This is a genomic window from Bartonella krasnovii (genome assembly GCF_003606345.3).
Classification (GTDB): Bacteria; Pseudomonadota; Alphaproteobacteria; order Rhizobiales; family Rhizobiaceae; genus Bartonella; species Bartonella krasnovii.
The window spans coordinates 537,863-562,328 of record NZ_CP031844.2 but is presented as its reverse complement, the minus strand read 5'-3'; the positions used below and the strand labels follow the sequence as shown (position 1 = coordinate 562,328).

The following is a 24,466-nucleotide window of genomic DNA, read 5'->3' as shown; positions in this document are numbered from 1 at the left end:
GTTAAAAAATTTTTCTTAGCTTAGTTGACATAAAAGTGAAAAACTTCTCTTTATAAAAATAAGGACATTGTTTAAAAGGCAGGAAGATTTTCCATAATATTCCATAAATAAAGCAACCATTTTAATAGTCTACTCAAAACAAAGATATTACTTTCTGTCGTGACTATAAAAAAACATTCCTCCTTTATATTTTAACATTTTTTATAAAAATGCTTTCAAAAATGGTGTAAATTGCACTTACACTTTAAGATGCATTTTCCTTATTTTCTTTTGATATTGCTTTTTCCTCTTCAGAGATATTCACATTTTCTTTCACAGTCTTTTTAGACTTAGACTTTTGTGGTGTTTTCGTTTTAGCATTAAGTTTTGATTTTTTTTCTGCAATCGGCTCACCTTTAACACGTACATCCGCTAATGTTGAACGAATAACACGAATATTCATATTATCACCAATTTCAACCTCTAATTCACCACTCTCGTCATGAACCTTCGTAACCTTGCCGATAATACCACCACCCGTTATAACTGTATCACCACGACGCACTGCATTAAGCATTTCCTGCCGTTTTTTCATTTGAGCGCGCTGTGGACGAATAATAAAAAAATACATAATTGCAAAAATTAAAATGAATGGGATAGCGTTAACAAATGAAATTCCACCGGAAACATCGCCTGCAACTTGAGCATAAGCGTTTGTAATAAACATTTTTATCTCCTATAGTTAAACTTCAGGTATTTCCCATTCTCTTAAAACAGAACCCGATTTAGAAAAAAAATCTAAAGAATTTGTTATAAAAAGCTATAATGGTATAATGAATCTCAGCTTTATGGAAATGTAATAAATCCTTAAGAGACAGAGTACAATAAGAAAAAAATTAAAAAAACAGATTTATTTCTCTCTATTATATATCCTACGCTAGAAGCGTTATCTCTTACTCAATAAATGATACAAAATAATTTTTCTAATAAAAAACATTAATTTATAGAGATAACTCATTATTTTTTAATGTCGAATGATAGAGCTCAATACCGTAAAACGCTCTCATTTCAAACCTTTTGAATTCATCAAAAAATTTCTTGACTATCACGCCTGTAAAATGAACATAAAGATAAAAACTCTTTATGATAAGAAGTAAAATATCTCCTCTCATACCCCTCTCAAATGCAAGAGTATTGTGAATGTTGGGTATTAACAAATCGTATGATGCTCTTTGTCTTATACTTCATAAAGACAAAGATGATAATCTCTAATCCCTCCCAACAAACTCCTCTTCTAAACTCATAATTTTTTGCTGACTTATTACGTTATACATGTGCTAATATCTTTCGATGATCGAGCGTAATGAGTAAAGTTCATGAAACACGTCAATACTTCATCAAATGTAACTGGCTTTGAAAAAGGAAGTAACATAACAGATTGATTATTCGACTCTCCAAACATTGCTCAGGGTCTTAAATCATCTACAAGAAAAAATTGAACAGAAAGATCATATTATTGTAGAATTAGCGCCCAAAGTAAAAGCTTTAGAAAATTTAAAACATTCTGATCAGTCCTATTGATTTAATAAAACAAATTGTTTTTATGAAGTTTCTATAAATTATAAGCTTATTAAAATTTAACATCATCAATCAATTAGTTTTCTAAATATTTAAGAGGATCAACTGGTAATGAATTCTTACGCATCTCAAAATAAACACGTGGCGTTTTAACATTTCCTGAAATACCCGACTTCGCAATCTCATCACCGCGTCTTACCCTTTGGCCTTTGTTCACAACAAGCTGACTATTACATCCATAAATAGTGATAATATTATTTTCATGTCGAATCATAACAACATTACCCAGCTCTTTTAAGCCATCTCCAGCGTAAATAACAACACCATTTTCCGCCGCTCTTACCGATGATCCTTCAGGCACAGCAATGTCTATTCCTCGATTCATTATTGTTCCTTTTTTTTGACCAAACTGGCTTAATAAACGCCCTCGTACTGGCCAACGCATTTTAGAAATTCCCGTAGCTTGCGGCGCCTTAATATTATCTGTACGCGTAATGGTACTTGATAAATCAGATTCATGATTCAATTGCACCATCTCTTTAGAAGAACTTCTTTCAGGACTTGACCTGTTCACCTGTGCAGAAGGTGGCGTTTTTACAGGGGCTTTATATATAGGAGAAGCTTTCTTGTTCTTTATAGAAGACGTCACCTGAGGTTGGAATGAAGATTCTGCTGTTGACGCTACCCTATTGTTATGACTGGACGCTCTTGAAGTTGCTAACGTACGCCCATTTGGCAGCACAAGGACCTGACCGATATAAATGGAATTACTGTTTATACCATTTGCTGATTTTAATGCCTCAACACTAACGCCTACTTGTCGTGCAATACTGAGTAATGTATCCCCACTCTGGACAATATAAGAGTTCTGCCGGAAAAGAGGAGAATTATTCATTTGTGAACGAGAAAGTGTTCCAATATTACGTGGAGGCGCCCCCATAACACGATCATCAGAAGAAACTCCCCTACCCTGCTGTGAAAAATTATAGGGAGAATTGTCATCTATCGACGAATCATCACTTGGCTCTACAGGAGGCAACTCGGTGCTTTGTATCATTTCCCCACCGTATGATAGCATTCCCGGATCTGTAGACATAGAGTTCGCTATATTTAATTGAGGTGCTATCCTATGATGAGAAGAAATATTGGAAAAACGTTGTGAGCCAGAACTACAACCAGCAACAATAGTTACCACCGCCAAAAAAGTTATTCTTTGAAAATTATACTGAAAAATATTATCCAAAGCTTTTAGATACATCGTTTTGCCCACTCATCAATACTCAATTCACCCCATTAAAGCTTTTTTAAATTACCGAAGTGTTAAAATGAAATGTTTTATTCATAAATATCTTTAATTAAGATCAAAGTGAATTTAATAAAATAAAGAGAGTGAAATAATTTGTGCTGTTTTTCAAATTTTAAAAATTAAAGTCTCTCTGCAATACCTTTAATAAGAGGTTGATAACGCACTTGAAACAACTCTAAACACTCAAATCGACTACCAATTTTTGTATAGCGCGTTACCGTTTGTACCCCTTCATCAGGCCCTATCGCCTGAATGAGAATTCCATTTTCAGCTAAAAGTTCTAAAAATTCCTTGGGTTCATCAGAACGTGATGGCCAAATAAGAATGCGATCAAATGATCCCAAACTTGCCACATTATGGCTTCCATCAATCTGCCGTATAATAATATTTTCAATACCCAAAGTTTGAAATTTTTGGCGTGCCAAATCAACAAGCGTTTTATAACGATCAATCGTTGTAACACGATCACTTAAGCATGCCATAAGAGCCGTACAAAAGCCAGAGCCCGTACCAATTTCTAAGACACGATGCTTTTTTTTCAATGATAATGCTGAAAGCATTAAGAGCTGTTCTTCCAAACGCTCCATATATTCCCCACACTCTATGGGAATAACTTTATTATCATAAGCACTATCAAACCACGGAGCAGAAACAAATTGTTGACGTGGAATTTTCTCTAATGCCGAAAAAAATCGTACGTCATCAATGCCTTTGCTACGCATTTTCAGTACAAGAGCAGCCAACTCCTCACGAAATTGCAAAATACCCTTTTGCTCCATAGTATCATTCACTCTCTAATGGAGATGCATTTTTATTACCCCTACAAACCACTTTTTTAAAATGGTAAAACCTCTTGCGTTTGCATAGCATTAGCTCTTTGCAATAAAAGCATATTGTCTTTCCTTTCCTAAAATTAAGCAGTAATATAACGCATGCCCCCCATATAGGATTGTAAAACATCTGGAACAATAATTGACCCATCAGCCTGTTGATAATTTTCCAGCACAGCAATAAGACAACGGCCAACAGCCGTACCAGAACCATTAAGGCTATGAACAAAATGCAACTTTTTATCGCCTTCTTTACGATAGCGAGCGTTCATACGTCGACCTTGAAAATCCCCACAAACGGAACAACTAGAAATTTCACGATAACATTCTTGGCCAGGGAGCCAAACCTCAATGTCATAAGTCTTACGTGCTGCAAACCCCATATCCCCCGTAGAAAGAACTACTGTGCGAAAAGGTAAACCGAGTCGTTTTAAGATATCTTCTGCACATTCCGTCATGCGCTCCAATTCAATGAGAGACTGTTCTTCACTGGTAATCGAAACCATTTCTACCTTCCAAAATTGGTGCTGACGCAACATACCGCGTGTATCACGACCAGCAGCTCCCGCTTCTGAACGAAAACAAGGAGATAAAGAAGAAAATCGCAGTGGTAAATCTGATATTTCAAGAATTTCATCATTGACCAAGTTTGTTAATGGCACTTCTGCTGTGGAAATAAGCCATCGCCCATCTGTTGTTTGAAAAAGATCTTCAGCAAACTTCGGCAATTGGGCTGCTCCGTAAACAATCTCATCACGAACAAGAAGAGGAACAGAAACTTCTGTATAACCATGCTCATTGACATGCACATCAAGCATAAATTGTCCCAATGCCCGTTCTAGCCGTGCTAACGCCCCTGAAAGCACTGTAAAACGTGTTCCAGATAAACGACTAGCTCGCTCAAAATTCATCTGCTTGAGATCTTGACCAAGGTCAAAATGCTCCTTTGGTGTAAAATTAAAGGTTGGAGGTGTCCCAAAATGTCGAATGACGACATTATCACTTTCATCTTTACCGTTTGGAACATCATCCAATGGAACATTTGGAAGTGCTGAAAGAATTTTTTCAAGACTTTCCGTCAGCTGTTTTTCTTCCGCTGTTGCAGAAGAAAGAAAAACTTTAAGCTCTTCAACTTCAGCTCTAAGCCGTTCAGCCATTTGCTGATCAGATGAAGCTAAAGCTTGTCCTATTTCCTTTGAAATCGCATTGCGGCGTTCCTGTGCTAATTGTACCTTAGCAACATGGGACCGACGTGCAAGATCAAGTTGTATTAATCTATCGGCTTGTGGCTCAAGGCCTCTCCTTACAAGCGCTTTATCTAATTCTTCAGGATTTTCGCGAATCCACTTAATATCAAGCATTAAAATTCCTCATTTATATTGTTTTTATTCATTTCTCATCGCGTAAGATTATACACTTTTCTTAAGCGGATTTTCTTCTCTTTTCTATACCGTAAGCAATTAAAATTGAAACCTCATAAAGCGCTATCGTTGGTAAAGCTACTGCAAACATCGTAAAAAAATCTGAAGGCGTTATCATTGCCGCAATAATAAAAGAGAGAAGAATAGCCCATTTTCGTTTAGACACCAAATCATGAGACGTTAAAATTCTAACTTTTGTTAATAGACTGATGACAAGAGGCAATTGAAAAATCAAACCAAAAATAAGGATAAACGACGCCATAAAACCCAAATAATCAGAAATACGTACGACAAACTCTATCTTTAATTGAGCATCTGGAAGAAATTGTTGAGAAAGGCTAAACCATAGTATTATTGGTGCCAATAGAGCATAAACAAACGCTCCTCCAATACAAAATAAAATAGGACCACCAATGAGAAAGGGTAAAAAAGCCCTGCGCTCATTTTTATAAAGCCCTGGTGCAATAAAACTATAGAACTGAAAAGCCGTATAGGGAAAAGATAAAATAATTCCTCCAAAAGCAGCAAGTTTCATCTTTGTTAAAAAAGTTTCCCATACCTGCGTTGATTGCAAACGAATACTCTCAGGATACCCTCCTGCTATTTTCATTGCCCACTGATACGGCCATAGTAAAAAATTCAAGATATAATCTTTAACAAGAAAACACATCATAAAAGCGATCATAAATGCAACTAAGGTCGAAATAATTCGCTGACGAAGTTCAATTAAATGTTCTAAAAGGGGAGCCATATTGGCATCAACCTCATCTTTTTTTACATTCATGACACATCTTCTTTATCTTTAGAAGCAATAGAAATGCTTTCAAAGTGATGAGAATCACTAGAGAATGTCACATCTTTCTTGATTGCCTTTTGATCACATGCCAAAAGTTCTTTATCTTTTTCTGATTTATGGTGAGTTTCCTTAATATCCAAATTATTGTGAATACCCTCTAATGTATTTTGAGTGGAATCAAAAGTTTCTGCCAACTTCTTCCTTGAATTGTTTATATCCGAACATGTTTTTTGCAAATCATCGCGCTCAATTTGTTTTATTACATCATCAAACTGGTGACAAAGTTCATTTGCTGTTGAATGTATATAAGCTCTTACCTTTGCGATTGTCTTGAGTATTTTAGGTAAATCTTTTGGTCCAATGATAATGATGAGAACAAGTAAGATCACGACAAGCTCTGGTCCATCAATCCCAAACATCGTTTATACTCGACTTCCTCATAAAAAATAATGTACAATAATGATGACGCTTTTATTTGACACGCTGTTTTTTGGTAATAGATGCCTTGCCTCCTTTAGAGTGAGAGGAAGCCTTTCTACGTGTTGCTGTATGTTTTACCGATAACGGCTGAGATTGTTGAGATGCTCCATCAGTTACTTTGGAAGGAGCAGCCTTTTCAACATTACCCTCAATGCCTTCCTCTTCTTCCTTCATACTCTTTTTAAAGGCTTTAATTCCTTTAGCAATATCGCCCATTAATTCAGAAATTTTACCGCGTCCGAAAAGCACCAAAATAAGTAATAAAATTACAATTAAATGTGTTGGTGAAAAAATATTACCCATTACTCTCTACTCTATGCTTTTTATCCCACTTATTCATGCTTCCTCTGAAGAATGTATCAAATATTGTATCCTATTTATATATTTTTTTCTCAACTTAAAAGAAATCATATGCTTTTTAATGGAAGAAGAATGATCGTCATCAATCAATGAGTCAAACTTTTAAAAGATGTATATCATACTTTTCTAAATATTAAGTGTGATACCGCAATATGAACTCACTCAAAATGCGTATTAGACAACACTTTTGCCGTAATCAAGAATATATTTTATTAACGCGTAACATACATTAATTTGTAAGAACTATTCACTTGCACCTCATAAACAAGGTCAGCATAAAGAGATAGGAACTATTAAAATGGTCCTTATAGACGTCAAGGACGCTAGAAAATAAGTCATAATATATAAGGATATGACGATACTAGCTTTCATCTTTACTTCGTAAAGAGCTTTCACTGAAATGTTTGCCCTCTTCTTGTCCAACTTTCATATAAAAGATTTAAAATCCTAATGAAATAAGTGCTCCTGTAACATTCATATTTTATGTATATAATTTTTTGATGAAGAGCTTATTTGAGTGCTACAAGAAAGTTTTTATGGATATCAATTCTATTATTCTATGTTAATAAGCCTGATACAGTTATCCATATGATAGAGTTTCTTCCATGAATTATCGGCATATTTACCATGCTGGCAATTTTGCTGATGTTTTTAAACACATTATTGTCATGCGCATTGTAGAATATCTCAAACGCAAAGAAAAAGCTTTTCGCGTTATAGACACGCATGCTGGTATTGGTATTTATGATCTCTCTTCTTTAGAATCCTATAAAACAGGAGAGTGGCGCGAAGGTGTGCAACGAATCTTTTCAACGCCAATTCCAGAAGATTTAAGAACACTCCTTTATCCATGGTGTGATATTATTGATTCCCTCAATAAAGGAGAAAAAGAAATTGTATTTTATCCTGGATCTCCTGTTCTTATTCGTCAATTATTACGGAAACAAGATCGCCTCACCGCAATAGAATTGCACAATGAAGATTATCATATTTTAGCAAAAAATTTTGCTGGCGATTATCAAACAAAAGTTCTGCATTTAGATGGTTGGCTTTCCTTAAATGCTCATTTACCACCAAAAGAAAAACGTGGGTTTATCCTTGTTGACCCTCCCTTTGAAAAAAGTGGCGAGTTTTCCCGCCTTATTGAGGGGTTGATGAAAGCCTATCGCCGTTTTTCTGGAGGGATCTACGCTTTATGGTATCCTGTAAAACATGATAAAGAAATTGAAAGTTTTCTTCACGCGCTTTATCAAACAGGAATTCCTAAAATTTTACAACTTGAAATGCGTATCCGAAAAAATTCAAGTCCACCGACAATGAATGGAAGTGGGATGATTATTATCAACCCTCCTTATCTTTTGAAAGATGAAATGAAAAAACTCAGTCCCTTTCTTATCAACCGTCTTGGACAAGATGAAAATGCTCAAATAACGCATAAATGGCTTCAAAAAGAACATCTAAACTAGACTTTTCTTTCACGTTTTCCTTAAAAAATACCCTTTTGTAAGTTACAAAGGCGATAAGACTCTGTTATTTTTTAGATAATATCAACATATAAGATAATAATGGTAAGCTTATAACAATTACGTGAGTCATAGAACAATAAACTCACTCCTTACGCCTCATAAGAGGAATTATTTTTAATGAATCAATTGAGCTAGGCGTGTTCATAAAGCTGTCATAAATAAAAAATAACAATTCTCATATTTTTTATGAAAGAAAAGTACTCTAAAATCACACTCTTATGCTGTAATATGTTGTTGATGGACAAAAATTATTAAAGATATAAATAATCGTTATTTTATGAAATAAGAATATTTCATACGTCAAACAAAAAACATTTCTTGATAAACGGAATGATCCTGAAAAATAATACAACTTGTCCGAAAAATAAAAGAGAAAAGCTTTCTTTTCTCTCTAATTTGTCATGGAAAAATGCCAATCAGAGCAATGAAAAAAATCAATTCCAAGGTGTCAAATTTATACAAGAGTTTGTTAGACACCTTCCCCATAAGCCGGGAGTTTATCGGATGATTGGTGAAAATGGTAATATTCTCTACATTGGCAAAGCACGTAATCTCAAAAAACGTGTTTCAAATTATACACGTGAACAAGGACACAATAATCGTATTACCCGTATGATTCGTGCAACATATCATATGGAATTTATCGTTACCCATACAGAAACAGAAGCACTCCTTTTAGAGGCGAATCTCATCAAAAGATTGCATCCCCATTTTAATGTATTACTCCGTGATGATAAAAGCTTTCCTTATATCATGATTACAAATGATCATCGAGCACCTGCACTTTGCAAACATCGTGGCGCACGAACACAAAAAGCTCATTATTTTGGGCCTTTTGCTTCTGCTGGTGCGGTGACACAAACAATTCATGTTTTACAACGCGCTTTTTTATTACGGACTTGTACCGATACAATTTTTGAAAACCGTACACGTCCCTGTTTACTTTATCAAATTAAACGATGTTCTGCACCTTGTACCCATGAAATTAATGACAGTGATTATAAAGAACTAGTAAGAGAAGCAAAAGCGTTCCTTTCGGGAAAAGATCAATCTGTTAAAAATGATATGGTCCAAGCTATGCATAAAGCCGCAGAAAATCTTGACTTTGAACAAGCAGCTTCCTATCGTGACCGCTTATCAGCCCTTTCTCACATACAAAGCCATCAAGGTATTAACCCTCAAACGATAAAAGAAGCAGATGTCTTTGCAATTGCTCAAAAGGAAGGAATGACTTGTATTCAAGTGTTTTTTTTTCGTATGGGACAAAATTGGGGAAACCGAGCCTATTTTCCTAAAGCAGATCCCTCTTTTTCCCGTACTGAAATTTTAGCGAGTTTTATTGCCCAATTTTACGATGATAAGCCCCTTCCCAAAAGCATCCTTTTATCCGAAGAAATTGAAGAAAAGACACTTCTTACAGAAGCATTAAGTCTCAAAGCAAATCACAAAGTGTCTCTCTCTTTACCCAAGCAAGGTGAACGGAAAACACTTGTTAATTACGCCTATCTTAATGCTCATGAAGCACTAGAACATAAGCTTGCTGAAACAGCTACCCATACAAAATTACTTCAGGGGCTTGCTGAAACATTCCAGCTGCCTTTTCCTCCGCGCCGTATAGAAGTCTACGACAATTCTCATATTATGGGAACAAATTCTGTAGGTGCTATGATTGTTGCTGGTCAAATGGGATTTGTTAAAAATCAATATCGCAAATTCAACATTCGCTCAACAGATATCACGCCTGGCGATGATTTTGGCATGATGAAAGAAGTGATTAAACGAAGATTTTCACGCCTTATCAAAGAGCATGATTTGCCAAATAAAAGTCATGATAGAAAAGATCAAGAGAATGATCTTTTTCCCGTTTGGCCTGATCTTATCTTAATCGATGGAGGTGAGGGACAAATCAACAGTGTGCATACAATACTTGCTGAATTACAATTGAATAACCTAATCACCGTTGTTGGAATTGCCAAAGGTGTTGACCGTCATGCGGGACGTGAACGATTTTTTATAAAAGGTACCCTTCCTTTCACACTTCCCCCCCGTGATCCTATCCTCTATTTTTTGCAACGTCTACGTGATGAAGCACACCGTTTTGCTATTGGAACGCATAGAATAAAACGAAAGAAAGAAACCTTTAAAAATCCACTTGATGAAATCGAAAATATCGGTCCGTCAAGAAAACGTGCATTGCTTCATCATTTTGGAAGTGCCAAGGCTGTTGCTGGTGCCTCACTTGAAGACTTGAAAAAAGTTACGGGAATCTCTATCGCAATCGCGCAAAAAATTCATAACCATTTTAATGAAAAATAGGCTTGTTTCATCACTTTAGCCTTGTTACTTACAGGGAATATGTTTTCCTTTATAAGAATTGAAAATGACTCTATGAAAAATCATACTTTTTCTTTTCCAAATCTTTTAACTTATGCACGAATTGTTGCAGTCCCAATGGTCGTTGCTTGCTTTTTTGTAGAAGGACGCCTACAGTCAAATGATATCGTACGTTGGATTGCCGTTTCCATTTTTATCGTTGCCTCTATTACTGACTTTCTTGATGGCTATCTTGCCCGTATTTGGGAACAAACATCCAATATTGGTCGCATGTTAGATCCAATTGCCGATAAACTTCTCGTCTCAGCTTGTTTGCTCTTGCTTGCCGCAGACAGCACGATTGCTGGATGGACATTATGGGCCGCAATTATTATTCTTTGTCGAGAGATTCTTGTATCAGGATTACGTGAATATTTAGCTGAATTAAAAGTAAGTGTTCCGGTCTCTCGTCTTGCAAAGTGGAAAACTTTTGTACAAATGATCGCTATTATCTTTCTTTTAGCAGGACCAGCTGGTAATAAAATTTTCCCTTACACGGTAGAATTTGGCATTACTATGCTTTGGATTGCTGCCCTCCTTACATTGTGGACAGGATGGGATTATTTTCGCGCGGGTTTAAAACACGTCATTTCATGAAATCGTCTCTTGATTTATAATGATAATCTGTCTTTCTAAAACTTAAGAAAGAAAAGATACCATAAATCTACTTACTTTAAATCTCGTGATGATTAATCAATTAAAATACTTCTTTTACCTTTCACAAACGAAGTTGGCGTCTAGTTAAAAGACATTCAAAAAATAAATAGGTTTTATCCCCTCGAAAAAAAAAGTTGCAATATTAAAAGTGAAAAAAAACGATGAATCCCCATATCTGTCAAAGAGACCTATAATCTTGTAAAAGCAAAAGCCCAAAACACTATGTTTTAGGTTTTTGCTTCTTATTTTTATTTACGCTTTTATTAACCAACAATTTCTATCTCAGAAAACCAAAAAGCGATTTCTGTTTTTGCTGTTTCAGCACTATCGGATCCATGGACAGAATTTTCACCAATCGACAAAGCATGAACCTTACGAATTGTCCCTTCTTCTGCATCACTGGGATTTGTAGCCCCCATCACTTCACGGTTTTTAGCTATTGCATTTTCTCCTTCCAAAACCTGGACAATTGTTGGACCAGAAGACATAAATTCAACCAATTCACTAAAAAAAGGGCGTTCTTTATGAACAGCATAAAAATTTTCAGCCTCACGCTTGCTCATCCACACACGTCTAGATGCAATAACACGCAAGCCCGCATCTTCAAGCATTTTGGTAATTGCGCCTGTCAAATTACGACGTGTTGCATCTGGTTTAATCATCGAAAAAGTACGCTCTAAAGCCATTTACTCACCTTTATTTCATTGATAACATTCTCTAACTGTTTCTATAGCGAGCAGACAGTTCTTTGCCAAGTGACTTTGAAAAAATCTACACAAATTCTCAAAAATATAGAATGGATTGTAAAGAAGACTTCAATAAAACAAATACAGTTATAATTGCCCCTCCCATCATAAGATGCACAGCTGCCTCTTAGTAAATGTTGAACTCCTTATTATATTCCTAAACGCTTCCCATCAAAATTATCATTTAAGCAATAACAATTATAAGAAAAAACAACACGTAAAAATACATACCTTTTATGAAAACCTTCTTTTAAAAAAGAAGACAGATCTAGACACTTTAGGTCTAGGTTTTAAAATTCTCTCACCTTACTGAGATCAATTAAAAAATTTCCTATAATTAGAAATTATAGCGTACCCCTATAATGCCCTGAAGAGACTGTTTTGTTTTACGCCCTTTAACATAATGAGCCTCACCATATAACTTCAGCTTCTCACTCAAAAAACTGCTCAAACCTATGCCTAATTTACCCGCATTACCTGATAAATCGGTGGTGAATGAATGGTGTTCATTAATCACCGTTTGATTATCATCTTTATTCTCACGCAACCATGCTGCTGTAATATACGCCTGTGAAGAAGTCGCCATGCCAGAGCCAAATTCATACCCTAAAGATAATCCAACCTCACTGCGCAATGACGTAAAGGGGCGAATATCACCGCTCATGTCATTCGATAACTTGATTTCTTTTCCCTCAACTTGCAACCAAGTAAATTGTCCATAAGGCTGCAACCAACTACTCTTGGACGTCTGAAATCGATATCCTGCTTCAAAGGAGGCCCCAACCGCCCATTGCTTATAACTGCCTTCAATCCCTAAACCATTCGTGGAAACTGCCTTCAGATTATTTTGATAATGATTGTATTTTAAAAGAGCATCCAGATACCATCCACTATGATCCACATACGTGACATAAGCCCCAATACTATAACTATTGATACCGCTAGTACCACCCCGAGTATGTGCAACACGAGCATGATCATAGCTGCCAAAACCACCTATATAAAACTCTCCATTTTCCCACTCGCTTAAGCCATTGATCCCTAACACAATCCCTGTTTGATCGAGCTTAAAATCTATATGCTCTGTCGCAATGCTCTCTTTTGCTTTAATCGCATAGCCCCATAAAGCCGTATGCTTTTTACTTTTATCTAGAATGCCTCTTCCCGCACGTACGCTTTGCATTTCATTATGAAATATCATTGCTGGAGCTACAGACATAGACAATACTGCATCTGTAGAAGGCGTGGTTAAAAACTGAAAACCTGAAAGCGTCTCATCCAATTGTGGAGAAGGTTGTTTCTGATTACTTGGACGCAAAATCATCTGATCTGCTAAAGACTGAGAAGAGGCGGAAACAGCAGCCTGTTGTGTGTCAGAAGAAAGAGAATGTGGAGGTGATGGAGGCAATACCACATGCATCTGATTTTCTTGAGAAGAAGATATCGAAACACTCGAGACACTTTGTGCTTCTCTTAAATGACGCGGAGGCCGTTTCTGGGGTTGCTCTTTTTTAGGTGGACGACGACCAGCCTTTTTCCTTCCTGAAGAATCACCTTGATTAGACTGTGTCCCCATATCAGCAGACAATGCAACAGGAACCTTCATTTTCTTATTTACACATTCTACTTCAGCACCAGAACGCTCTGAATTTTCAGAGGCTCTACTTAAAGACCAAATTGTAGCACTACCACTAGAAATAGCACATCGACCTCTCTTCTCCAAGCGATACTGATAAGTTCCACCATCAAAAGTTGTAATTTCCCTCCCCGAAAGATCCGCCAGAGTAAAGTTAGCTCCTCCACCTTGGCTTCTATCGGTAACTAAAGGAAGATGAGTAACAAAACTATTCCTTTGTGAGAGAGAACCTGTAATTTCACGACCAGAATCCGCAACACTTATTTTGTGATTTCCTGAGCCCTCACCAATCGTCAAATAATCACTCGAATCCCACGCAGTACTAATATTGAATCGAAAATGTAAATTCCCTGAAAGTTTTTCAACATGAAGTGAAATATGACGTGGATCATATGGAATAGAAGTAAAAACAACAGTTCCATCCTCTCCCCCTAAATCTTCAATTTCAATCTGAGGTTTATATTTGTTATTCCGTTCACCAACCTCAAATATTGTTTCATCAGGTTGTCCCTCTATAGGAATCTTTTTTTTAGTGAGATGGTTTGTGACATCACCAGCGAATAAATAAAGTTCTCCGTGACTATTGACCCTTACTTCTCCAACCACTTTCTGAATACCAGAGTGAAACCATGACCTAGCATAATCCATAATTGTTAAAGTATCTACAAACCCTCCAGGATATACTACCTGAGTAGCATGATCCTTCAAAGTTGTCGCATAAGCCCCTCCATGTGCTAAGACGTGTTGTCTACCATTTCCTGAGACCTCTGTATCCATTGCTCTTCCCCCTTCTTTTCTTTGCCCCGCATAAAGATTTTGTTCTCCGTTATTTCCTACTCTTGTATACCAAGCCCATGCACCATCATACACATTCTGCTGTCCTATTTCTCCATCTCCACCCGTAACTGTGGCATTATATGCACTACTTTTTCTAACCACTTGTGTAAGATCAATATTAGGCTCTTCATGAACAAACTGTTTACCACCTCTAATTGCAGCATTAATCGCAGTTCCTCCGCGCACAACTATCTGCATCCCTCCTTTGTTAATAGTAGATCCCACGGAAGTTCTTCCATTATCAACAAGCTCTACATCACCGCCTTTAAGGGTAATATTATTTTTGAAAAGACGAGCAATCAATTCTAATTTTTTTCGTTCCTCTTCTCCATTTCCTACATGGGGTGCTCTTGTTAGCTCTCTATTCCTACTCTCAACTGCACTTGCAGATTGCACAAGACAACTACTGATCATCAATACTGAAAAACTTAATTTGTATTTATATCGCATTATCCACACTCCACTCTCAATTATTTAGACAAATATCCCGCGGCTACACAGGTAGCTCGTTTTAGATTGTATCATAATGTGTTTTATTTATGTCTAAATACAATTTTTTAGTGTATTTTTTTAATTTAACAATTTTTAGTTGTGCGTCTATGAATCACTAAAAAATGCTAACTGAAGGCAGAAAAACGAAAAAATTTAAATTGTTTATTTGAATTAAAAGATTAATTTTCAGGTTTGTATTTGAAATTATGAATGAAAAATGCCCATTCCCTTTAATGGGATCACCACCCCTCACGTAAAAGAGAACGTCATTGGGATGCTCATACGCTTGTTTGAAAAAAACATCTCTCAATATGCCCAAGCCTATATTTTCCCGACGCCGACAATGAATAGCATAATTGCTAAAAATCCATTGAATACTAACATTTTTACACTATGGAGTCGGCTCCATCAAACACTTTACCAGCCCTAAAACGTTGCAATAGTCCTTAGCACTTGAAGTGATTTATCAGAAGCATTTTGAGTCCTTTCTTGTACAATTTTGCTCCACACGGCTCTTCCCTACTTGTGACATGCAAGAAAGTGATTTTGAGTAGATTTGGAATAAGAAAATCCTACGATATTCAAAACTCTCATTCAACATACAAAATAATGAACACTCTTTATAAATTAATACCTTTCCTTAAAAGAGAGTATAAAGGCATCCTTACTGTTTAAAAAGGTCTCTATACTCTCAAAAGGACATCGCAAAGCGTTATCTATTTAAGTTTATAAACTTAATCAACTGTGTAAAGGTGTATTTAGAAACTGTAGCGTAATCCTAAAATACCTTGAAGAGCATTTTTAATCTTATGTCCTTTTAGATAATATGCTTCCGCATAAAGTGTTAGGTTATCATTGACCAAACTGTTTAAACCAATTCCTAATTTACCCGCACTACCCGATAAGTCTGTGATAAATTTATGCTGGTTATTAATTATCGCGTGATTATTATTTATATTCTCACGCAACCAAGCTGCCATTATATAAGCTGTTAATGAAGTTTCTGAATTCACAAAAAATTCATGTCCTGCCGTCAATCCAACTTCACTACGGAATGAGATCAATGGACTTAAGTCACCGGTCATTCCATTGGAAAGTTTTATTTTTTTACCTTCCACCTGTAAACCTGTTAGCTTGATATAAGGCTGCATCCAAGTATTTTGAGCTGGTTCAAAATAACAACCAATCTCAAATGATCCACCTATCGCCCACTGATTATAATGACTTTGTATTGCTAAACCATTCGTTGATATGGCTTTCAAATTATCTTGATAATAATTATATTTCAAAACACCATCCATATACCATCCACGATGATCAAAGTAAGTTGCGTAAGTTCCAATGCTATAAGAGCTTAAATCACTCCTCCCCCCTCGTGCATGAGAAACACGTGCTTGATCATAACTGCCGAAGCCACCGATATATAACTCTCCATGCCTTAATTCATTCAACTGATCAGCACCAAAGACTAAACCTGTCTGTCCAAGCTTAAAGTGTGTGTGGCCTGTCGCAATACGTTCTCTGCTCTTAATCCCATAGGTCCATAGCTCGATATCTTTCCTATTTCTGTTCCAAATTTTTCTACCATTCCGTACAATTTGCAATTCATTGTTAAAAATAAGCCCAGGGACTACAGACAACGTTAATACTGCATCCGTAGAGGGAGTGGTTAATGTTCCACCAGGAATGAATGGATTTGTAGGATCTGGAGTAGAATTTTCTGGTCCACTAAGGCGATCTGCCGATAAAAACCAAACTTTTCCATTTTCATCCTTTCTTTCTTTCAGCCCATACATATAAGTTCCACCATCAAGGGCATTAATGTTTTCACCCTTAAGATCTGTCAGCGTAAAATGCGCTCCACCACTTTGATCGGTAATTAAATCACGCTTATTTGAAAAAGGATCTGTGATTTCAACGCCAGAATCAGCAACACTTATCGTATGATTCCCTGTACCTTTCTCAACGAAGAGATAATCTCCACGGTTTTGGGCAATCGTGGTATTCAATGCGAAATGTAAACTTCCTGAAAGATTATTCACATGAAGCTGAGAATAGTAGGGATCAGAACCCGTAAATTCAAAAATAACACTCCCCTCACCACTTAATTTTCTTATCAAAGAGCTTTTTCCATCAGACTCATCCGTGAGTGAATACAATTTTGTCTCTTTTCCATTTAAAAGAATATCTTCTACTGTGGTGCGATGTTGCTCATTCCCAGCATAAAGATGAAGCTGTCCAGAATGATTTACTTGTGTCTTGCCTTCTAATATCGCTCCAGCATGTACCCATGATTTTGTTTCATCATTCATTGTTAGACTTTTTACAGATCCATCCGTATATATTTCCTGAGTAGCGCTCTCATTTAAAGTAACTCCAATGGCCTGACCGCCTTTTAAGATACGCTGTTTACCACCAGCAAAAACTTCTGTATCAAATGCAAAACCACCATTTTTTGCACCTTCAGACTTTTTCCCAACCTCTTGGATGCCCCCTCGCATAACTTTTGTATTCCAAACTTTACCCCCGTCATATACTTTTTGTTGACCTAATGTTTCCTCTTGACCATAAATGACTGTATGAGAAGCGCTACTCCCTTTAATCTCTCCTCCAACATCCCCCTCTCCGAAAACAAGCTGCTCCCCACCATAAATTTTAGTCTCCTCTACTTTTCCTCCATTTCCAACACTTTGCTTTCCCCCTTCTTTAACGACAGCATTTTTCGAAAAGCCTTGTTTTCCCTTTAAAGCCTGAACATTCTCAATTCCACCATGCTCAATTTTACTATTCTCACTGAGACCTCCTGCATATACATAAAGCTCCGCACCATTCTTTACTGTGTTATTGATAGACCGCCCTGGACTATCAATCTCACCATCATTTGAAATGTATGCTTTACCTTCATGATCAAGGACATAATTTTCAAGCAGTGCCCCATCTTTAATGAAGATAAGCTCAGGTTTTTTAAGAAATGCAGTATTTTGTGCTCGCGCATTATCTCCAACATAGTCGTGATGATTGCTATCAAGCTCCTGCTGGCTCGCAAATATTCTAGCACCCTTAACAAGAGTAAAATTGCTAGGCTTTTTTAAAAGGCCTAATTCATTGTGTCTTCTTACAATGAAATCATTCGATGCTCCAAGAATGCATCTTCCTGTTTTCATATCTTCATTATATTGATCGTGAAATACTTGATCATTTCCATCACTTGAAGATTGACAAAAAAGCGGCACCCCCCCCTCATTTGCGGCAGCTGCCTGTACAAAACAGCTGCTCAACAAGAGTACCCAAAAATTGCGTTTCCATTTATATTGTGTAACCATATCCTCCCCCCTCTTTACGCCTGCATAGACACCAAACGTAACTAGCTCTACAAAATATATTTTCAACCTTAGATTGTAACAATTCTTCTGAGTAACCTCACCACTTCACTCAAAGAACTGTTCTTTATAATCTTTTCGATGTATTTTTGATCGAGAATATAAGGAAATTCCTGGACTTCTTAAAATTTTTTTCACCAAATAAAAAAGTAACACATAATAAACTATAATATAAAAATGGTATACAACCTGTCATGAAAAGCGAGTCTGCATGCTCTAAAAAACTGTTTATGTTTTATTAAAGACTTTTAAAAACAATTATACATTTGAAAGATAACTATACTCTTATAATTAGAAACGATAGCGTACCCCTATAATGCCCTGAAGAGACTGTTTTGTTTTACGCCCTTTAACATAATGAGCCTCACCATATAACTTCAACTTCTCACTCAAAAAACTGCTCAAACCTATGCCTAATTTACCCGCATTACCTGATAAATCGGTGGTGAATGAATGGTGTTCATTAATCACCGTTTGATTATCATCTTTATTCTCACGCAACCATGCTGCTGTAATATACGCCTGTGAAGAAGTCGCCATGCCAGAGCCAAATTCATACCCTAAAGATAATCCAACCTCACTGCGCAATGACGTAAAGGGGCGAATATCACCGCTCATGTCATTCGATAACTTGATTTCTTTTCCCTCAACTTGCAACCAAGTAAATTGTCCATAAGGCTGTAACCAACTGCTTTTGGACGTCTGAAATCGATATCCTGCTTCAAAGGAGGCCCCAACCGCCCATTGCTTATAACTTCCTTCAATCCCTAAACCATTCGTGGAAACTGCCTTCAGATTATTTTGATAATGATTGTATTTTAAAAGAGCATCCAGATACCATCCACTATGATCCACATACGTGACATAAGCCCCAATACTATAACTATTGATACCGCTAGTACCACCCCGAGTATGTGCAACACGAGCATGATCATAGCTGCCAAAACCACCTATATAAAACTCTCCATTTTCCCACTCGCTTAAGCCATTGATCCCTAACACAATACCGCTCTGATCGAGCTTAAAGTCTATATGCTCTGTCGCAATGCTCTCTTTTGCTTTAATCGCATAGCCCCATAAAGCCGTATGCTTTTTACTTTTATCTAGAATGCCTCTTCCCGCACGTACGCTTTGCATTTCATTATGAAATATCATTGCTGGAGCTACAGACATAGACAATACTGCATCTGTAGAAGGCGTGGTTAAAAACTGAAAACCTGAAAGCGTCTCATCCAATTGTGGAGAAGGTTGTTTCTGATTACTTGGACGCAAAATCATCTGATCTGCTAAAGACTGAGAAGAAACGGAAACAGCAGCCTGTTGTCTGTCAGAAGAAAGGGGAGAATGACTTGCTGGAGGTGCTCCTTTAATCATTTGACTGCCCAGAATTGAAACAACTGAAGAAACAGAAGTTGAGGATTTTGAATTCGAGTTTCGGCGGTTTTCTCTTTGACGTTGCAATTTAATCGTATGCTCTTGTGTATTGGTCAGAGTTGAAAGAGAAGAAACCGGTTGATTTTGACTTAAATGCCGTGCAAATCTGCTTCTCCTCCGTTGCTCTCTTGGCGCACTATCCATGTAAACTGCTGTCAAATACCAAATTTTTCCCTCTTCATCCTCAATATTTTTGTGTTTTAAGCCATAGATATAAGTTCCACCATCAACCATTCCAATTCTTGCATCAGAAAAACTTTGTAGAGTAAAAGATGCGCCTCCACTTTGATCCAAAATTAAATCAAGTTCTGTTGAAAAAGGATTAACAATTTCAATCCCAGAATCTGCGACATTTATTGTGTGAGAACCACTCCCATTCTCAATAAAAAGGTAATCACCTTTTCCTTCTGCAAGACTGACATTAAAATCGAAATGGAGACTCCCCGAAAGGTTATCAACATAAAGCTTGGAGTAATACAAATCATCTTCAGAAGAGGTAAAAATGACTTTTCCTACACCGCTTAACTGCTGAACATGTGTACTTTTATCATCAATCTCACTCGCAACGGAGTATAATTTAGCCTCTTCTCCATCTAAATTGATATTTTCTGCTTTAGTTTGTTGATGATCATCTCCAGCATAAAGGTGGAGTTGTCCAAAATCCTGAACCGTTATTTCTCCTCCTAACATCGCACCAGAAAAGACCCATGAATTGGCTCTCTCTTCAATTCTTAGATTTTTTACAATACCCCCAGCATGAACTTCTTGAGCAGCATGGCGGTGTAAAGTCACTGTATTTGCTTCACCCCCTGCTAATACCCTCTGTACACCACCCTCAAAAACCTCAGTACTTATGGCTAAACCACCGGCTTTTTCGGCAAAGTTATCATCATCAGGAAACCATTTAGCAAGAGTTTGTATTCCTCCACTCATCACTTTTGTTTCCACTGCCATTCCATCATCATACACGTTCTGCTGTCCGGGTGTCTCTCCTTGACCATAAAGTATCGTATCATAGGCACTGCTTCCAACAATCCCACCGTTCTCGTAACTATCTCCCCAAATCAGCTGATCACCACCGTAGATTGTCGTCTGCAGTGCTGTTCCTCCTCCTTCTACCTTTTGTTGCCCACCCTCATAAATAATCGTAGAGTTTGAGATTCCCTGTTCTCCAATAATTTCAGATCCACCACGTTCAACTGTTGTATTCTTACTGGAACCACCTGTTTCAACATAAAGTATTCCAGATCCCTCAACTGTAGCGTTCATGGATTGCTTAAGCGCACCTTGCTCTCCATCATCAGAGATATGAACTGTGCGATCATCACCAAGCCAAAAGTTTTGTAGAATTCCTCCTCCTTCACGAATACTGAAATTAATGACATCAAAATATGGATCAAAATTGATATTAACATCTTGCGACGACGTTATATTTTCTTCTTTTTCAGGGAGTTTCCCTATAGGAAATTCCGTATGAGATGAAGGAGTTACAGAAGTAGAAGTTGTTTCCAACGGCGCCAAATACCAACTCTTTCCACCATTATGATCTTTCGTCTTTAGAGCATACATATAGGCTCCACCATCAATCGTACTAGTCTTTTCACCAGAAAAATCTGTTAGAGTAAAATGCGCATTTCCACTTTGTTCACGAATTAACTCTAGCTCTAAAACTAAGTTCTGGTCTTGTAGAGAAGAATCAGCAATTTCAATACCAGAATCGATAACGCTTATGGTGTGATGTCCTTCCCCCTTTTTGATAAGGAGATAATCACCGCGCTGCTCTGCAAAATTGGTATTCAATCTAAAATGTAAGTTCCCTGAAAGATGACCGACCTCAAGTTTAGAGTAATGTGGATTCAATATGGTAGACATAAAAATAACACGACCATTACCACTTAAGTTCTCAATTAAAGAACTTTCACCATCCATATCAGAAGCAATAGCGTACAATCTTGTATCCCTGTCATTTAAAACAATTTTTTCGACTTCAGTACGAGATTGATCAGGGCCAGCATAAAGATAAATTCGCCCAGAATCATGAATCATAGTGCTTCCCTCTAATGTTGCACCAGGATGTAACCATGATTGTGCTTGATTCTTAATGATTAAATCCTTTACATAGCCCCCCAAATCTATTGCTTGGAAAGCTGTTCCTTGTAAAGTAACATCAATAGCTATTCCTCCCGCTAAAACGTGTTGCTCTCCACCAGAAAAGACCTCTGTATTAGATGCAAAACTACTATAATCGTCGAGATCTCCTTCTACATAAAGATTTTGTATCCCTCCTGACTTAATCTTTGTATTAAAAACTTCTCCATCATCATACACATTCTGATATCCTCGCTCTCCATTTTCACCAGAAATAACAGTGCTATAAGCACTACTCTTTACTATCTTACCTTTAATATCAGACTTTCCTGAAACAAACTGCTCACCCCCAGAAATTTTAGCATCTTCCGCTTTTCCCCCCTCTTCAATCCTTTGTTGTCCCCCTTTATGAACAGTACTATCTTGTGAAAGACTCTGTGTTTTTATAACCTCAACGCCACCACTTTCAATTTTGGTGTATAAGCTAAAACCGCCGTTATAAACGGATAGCTTTCCACCATCACGAACTGTATTACTAATTGAAGTTTCTCCATTACCATCAACTTTTTCACTGCTACTGTCAAAGCTAGGATCTGCAATTGTAACAATCATTCCCTTTTCGATTATGAGTTTTGTGAGATCATTCGATGGTGAAGCTGTAGATAACTGCAGGTTAGAATCAGAAAATGAAGAGGTATTTGTCTCATCAATGGCGTAATTTGTATCTAAATACCAAATTTTACCATCATTCTTATTATTTCTATGTTTCAAACTATACCTATAGGCTCCGGCATCAACCGTTCCTATTTTTTCACCAAAAGTGTTTGTCAGAGTAAAATGAGCCTTTCCACTGCGATCAGAAATTAATTTAAGCTCTTTATGGGAATAGTTTGTAATTTCACGCCCAGAATCCGTCACGCTAATTGTGTGATGACCTGCTCCTTTTTTTATGGAGAGATAATCACCACGATGCTTGGAAAAATCAACATTGAAATCAAAATGTAAAGAACCTGAAAGATTACCAACATTAAGCCGAGAATAATACTTATCACTTCCAGAAGAGGTAAAAATAACTCTACCATTTCCTTTTAAAGATTGGATCTTAACCAGAGGTTTTTTGTCATTATTCTCAGTTGCAATAAGATATAGCTTAGAATCTTCCCCATTTAAAATAAGATTTCCTACTTCCGTAACAGATCCGCCATTCCCAGCATAAAGATAGAGGCTGCCAAAATCATTAACATTAGTATCCTTATCTAATATTGCCCCTGCCAAACCCCATGATTGTGCTTGATGATTAATTGTTAAAGTGTCCACGTATCCAGAATCATATATCTTCTGAATAGCGTGATCATATAAAGTAACTTCACTCGCATTCCCTCCTGCAAAGATATTCTGCATACCATCTTTAAAAAGTTCGGTATTCAGTGCAAAAGCCCCCTCATTAATTGTAAAATCCTCATCCTCTGTATCGACTGCATCAGAATCTTCTAGGAAGCCGTTATTAACACTCGCTTGACCATCAAGATTCTGTATTCCCCCTTTCATAACCTTTGTGTCAAAAGCTATCCCTCCACTATAAATATTTTGTTGTCCTAGCACTCCATCTTCAGCATAAATTTTAGTGCTATAAGCACTACTTGCCTTATCTTTACGCAACAAACCAGTCCCAAGACCCCCCTTACCCCAAATAATTTGTTCACCACCATAGATTTGAGCCCCCTCAGCATTGGAACCACTCTCAATAATCTGTTTTCCCCCTTTTTTAATCGTAGCATATTCTGAAGTGCTTAAATTTTGGACAAACTCAGTCCCATCATGCTCTATTATCGTATCTCTACTAACGCTTGCTGCAGCAATGTAGAGTTTTCCGTCCTTTCGAACCGTGTTATCAATGGAATAGCCCGCCTCTTTATAGCTAAAACTATTTATTTCAGAATCTTCAGAGGTACCATTAGTAATATAAATCGCCATACCATCGCTTATGATTGAATTTGTAAGGACTTCAAAAAACAGATTTTCCTCCCCCTTCCTTTCCTCCTCTGAAAGCTTACTTTCTTCTATTGTCTTTTCATGCACTATCATTTTTGCCCCCCCTTCTTTTTCTTTTAATCCCCTCACTTTTGATAATAATTTTCTTGTTTCTTCTAGATGTTCATTGATACCTACTGGTGTTAATAGCTTTTCTTTTAATGTCGCTACGCCATCTGCATTCGCAATCTTGATAAAAAAACTACTGGTCATTAACGCATAAAAACTTAATTTCAATTTGCGTTGCATTATCCACACTCCATCATTCCAAATTTAAATCCCCCATTTAGAAAAAAGTGCATAGACCAAAACAACATTCTGTAATGGCTCAACATCCTATTTTTTAAGATAATAAAACATTCGATGATTAAGCTCTGACAGATCAAGTATACACCATGTGTTTTTAAAATGTATGCACAACTAAAAATTTAATTTTTAATACATACACTTTAAAAGTGTTATAATTATATTCATAAAAAAATTTTAAATATTTTTTTAACACTAAACACTAATCTA

At 36.8% G+C, this 24,466-nt stretch carries 14 protein-coding genes and 1 pseudogene; 4 read left to right on the top strand and 11 right to left on the bottom strand.

Translation table 11 applies throughout. The annotated features are described in order from the left end of the window. Window positions 1-244 precede the first annotated feature (244 nt). Window positions 245-706, bottom strand: a complete 462-nt coding sequence (gene yajC / locus D1092_RS02260) for a preprotein translocase subunit YajC (protein WP_120122003.1) — start codon at window positions 704-706, stop codon at window positions 245-247. Window positions 707-1,320: 614 nt separating this feature from the next. Here yajC and D1092_RS09775 point away from each other — a divergent pair. Beyond that, a pseudogene (locus tag D1092_RS09775) lies at window positions 1,321-1,548 on the top strand (phage antirepressor Ant); the annotation flags it as partial. An 85-nt stretch (window positions 1,549-1,633) separates the two neighbouring features. Here the strand turns inward: D1092_RS09775 and D1092_RS02255 are convergent. The 6 genes from D1092_RS02255 to tatA form a co-directional block, all read right to left on the bottom strand. Then, window positions 1,634-2,815, bottom strand: a complete 1,182-nt coding sequence (locus D1092_RS02255; RefSeq protein ID WP_120122001.1) for a M23 family metallopeptidase — start codon at window positions 2,813-2,815, stop codon at window positions 1,634-1,636. 167 nt (window positions 2,816-2,982) lie between these two features. Then, a complete protein-coding gene (locus tag D1092_RS02250; protein ID WP_120122000.1) occupies window positions 2,983-3,642 on the bottom strand; it encodes a protein-L-isoaspartate(D-aspartate) O-methyltransferase in 660 nt (219 codons plus the stop codon). A 134-nt stretch (window positions 3,643-3,776) separates the two neighbouring features. After that, entirely contained in the window at window positions 3,777-5,054 is a 1,278-nt protein-coding gene (serS, locus tag D1092_RS02245) for a serine--tRNA ligase (RefSeq protein ID WP_120121999.1), read from the bottom strand. Window positions 5,055-5,115: 61 nt separating this feature from the next. Continuing rightward, window positions 5,116-5,898 carry a twin-arginine translocase subunit TatC gene (tatC, locus tag D1092_RS02240; RefSeq protein ID WP_120121998.1) on the bottom strand — a complete coding sequence of 261 codons (783 nt, stop codon included), beginning with the start codon at window positions 5,896-5,898 and terminating at the stop codon, window positions 5,116-5,118. After that, a complete protein-coding gene (locus D1092_RS02235) occupies window positions 5,895-6,329 on the bottom strand; it encodes a twin-arginine translocase TatA/TatE family subunit (RefSeq protein ID WP_120121997.1) in 435 nt (144 codons plus the stop codon). Before D1092_RS02235 ends, tatC begins: the two co-directional genes overlap by 4 nt. A gap of 52 nt (window positions 6,330-6,381) precedes the next feature. Then, window positions 6,382-6,693 carry a twin-arginine translocase TatA/TatE family subunit gene (gene tatA, locus D1092_RS02230; protein WP_120121996.1) on the bottom strand — a complete coding sequence of 104 codons (312 nt, stop codon included), beginning with the start codon at window positions 6,691-6,693 and terminating at the stop codon, window positions 6,382-6,384. 662 nt (window positions 6,694-7,355) lie between these two features. Between tatA and D1092_RS02225 the strand changes: the two genes are divergently transcribed. The 3 genes from D1092_RS02225 (at window position 7,356) to pgsA (ending at window position 11,246) form a co-directional block, all read left to right on the top strand. Then, a complete protein-coding gene (locus D1092_RS02225; RefSeq protein ID WP_120121995.1) occupies window positions 7,356-8,216 on the top strand; it encodes a 23S rRNA (adenine(2030)-N(6))-methyltransferase RlmJ in 861 nt (286 codons plus the stop codon). A gap of 390 nt (window positions 8,217-8,606) precedes the next feature. Next, window positions 8,607-10,592: an excinuclease ABC subunit UvrC gene (uvrC, locus tag D1092_RS02220; RefSeq protein WP_120121994.1), complete on the top strand. Its 1,986-nt coding sequence runs from the start codon at window positions 8,607-8,609 to the stop codon at window positions 10,590-10,592. Window positions 10,593-10,664: 72 nt separating this feature from the next. After that, window positions 10,665-11,246 carry a CDP-diacylglycerol--glycerol-3-phosphate 3-phosphatidyltransferase gene (gene pgsA / locus D1092_RS02215; protein WP_120122758.1) on the top strand — a complete coding sequence of 194 codons (582 nt, stop codon included), beginning with the start codon at window positions 10,665-10,667 and terminating at the stop codon, window positions 11,244-11,246. A gap of 323 nt (window positions 11,247-11,569) precedes the next feature. On the opposite strand, the gene ndk is transcribed toward pgsA, so the two are convergent. From ndk to bafA (D1092_RS02195), 4 genes are all read right to left on the bottom strand, one after another. Then, window positions 11,570-11,992: a nucleoside-diphosphate kinase gene (gene ndk, locus D1092_RS02210; RefSeq protein ID WP_120121993.1), complete on the bottom strand. Its 423-nt coding sequence runs from the start codon at window positions 11,990-11,992 to the stop codon at window positions 11,570-11,572. A gap of 397 nt (window positions 11,993-12,389) precedes the next feature. Further along, the gene (gene bafA / locus D1092_RS02205) at window positions 12,390-14,975 is read right to left on the bottom strand and encodes a BafA family autotransporter (RefSeq protein ID WP_120121992.1); all 2,586 of its coding nucleotides are present in this window, start codon (window positions 14,973-14,975) and stop codon (window positions 12,390-12,392) included. Between the two features lie 800 nt (window positions 14,976-15,775). Continuing rightward, window positions 15,776-18,340, bottom strand: coding sequence for a BafA family autotransporter (bafA, locus tag D1092_RS02200; protein ID WP_120121991.1), 2,565 nt, complete (start codon window positions 18,338-18,340; stop codon window positions 15,776-15,778). Window positions 18,341-18,688: 348 nt separating this feature from the next. After that, window positions 18,689-24,199: a BafA family autotransporter gene (gene bafA / locus D1092_RS02195; RefSeq protein WP_120121990.1), complete on the bottom strand. Its 5,511-nt coding sequence runs from the start codon at window positions 24,197-24,199 to the stop codon at window positions 18,689-18,691. Window positions 24,200-24,466 lie beyond the last annotated feature (267 nt).

What these genes read in the sequence shown, in the direction of transcription:
- tatA (WP_120121996.1), bottom strand. Translation starts at nt 6,693, where the DNA reads ATGGGTAATATTTTTTCACCAACACATTTAATTGTAATTTTATTACTT.
- ndk (WP_120121993.1), bottom strand. Translation starts at nt 11,992, where the DNA reads ATGGCTTTAGAGCGTACTTTTTCGATGATTAAACCAGATGCAACACGT.
- uvrC (WP_120121994.1), top strand. Translation starts at nt 8,607, where the DNA reads ATGATCCTGAAAAATAATACAACTTGTCCGAAAAATAAAAGAGAAAAG.
- D1092_RS02250 (WP_120122000.1), bottom strand. Translation starts at nt 3,642, where the DNA reads ATGGAGCAAAAGGGTATTTTGCAATTTCGTGAGGAGTTGGCTGCTCTT.
- yajC (WP_120122003.1), bottom strand. Translation starts at nt 706, where the DNA reads ATGTTTATTACAAACGCTTATGCTCAAGTTGCAGGCGATGTTTCCGGT.
- tatC (WP_120121998.1), bottom strand. Translation starts at nt 5,898, where the DNA reads ATGAATGTAAAAAAAGATGAGGTTGATGCCAATATGGCTCCCCTTTTA.
- D1092_RS02235 (WP_120121997.1), bottom strand. Translation starts at nt 6,329, where the DNA reads ATGTTTGGGATTGATGGACCAGAGCTTGTCGTGATCTTACTTGTTCTC.
- pgsA (WP_120122758.1), top strand. Translation starts at nt 10,665, where the DNA reads ATGAAAAATCATACTTTTTCTTTTCCAAATCTTTTAACTTATGCACGA.
- D1092_RS02255 (WP_120122001.1), bottom strand. Translation starts at nt 2,815, where the DNA reads ATGTATCTAAAAGCTTTGGATAATATTTTTCAGTATAATTTTCAAAGA.
- serS (WP_120121999.1), bottom strand. Translation starts at nt 5,054, where the DNA reads ATGCTTGATATTAAGTGGATTCGCGAAAATCCTGAAGAATTAGATAAA.
- D1092_RS02225 (WP_120121995.1), top strand. Translation starts at nt 7,356, where the DNA reads ATGAATTATCGGCATATTTACCATGCTGGCAATTTTGCTGATGTTTTT.
- bafA (WP_120121992.1), bottom strand. Translation starts at nt 14,975, where the DNA reads ATGCGATATAAATACAAATTAAGTTTTTCAGTATTGATGATCAGTAGT.
- bafA (WP_120121990.1), bottom strand. Translation starts at nt 24,199, where the DNA reads ATGCAACGCAAATTGAAATTAAGTTTTTATGCGTTAATGACCAGTAGT.
- bafA (WP_120121991.1), bottom strand. Translation starts at nt 18,340, where the DNA reads ATGGTTACACAATATAAATGGAAACGCAATTTTTGGGTACTCTTGTTG.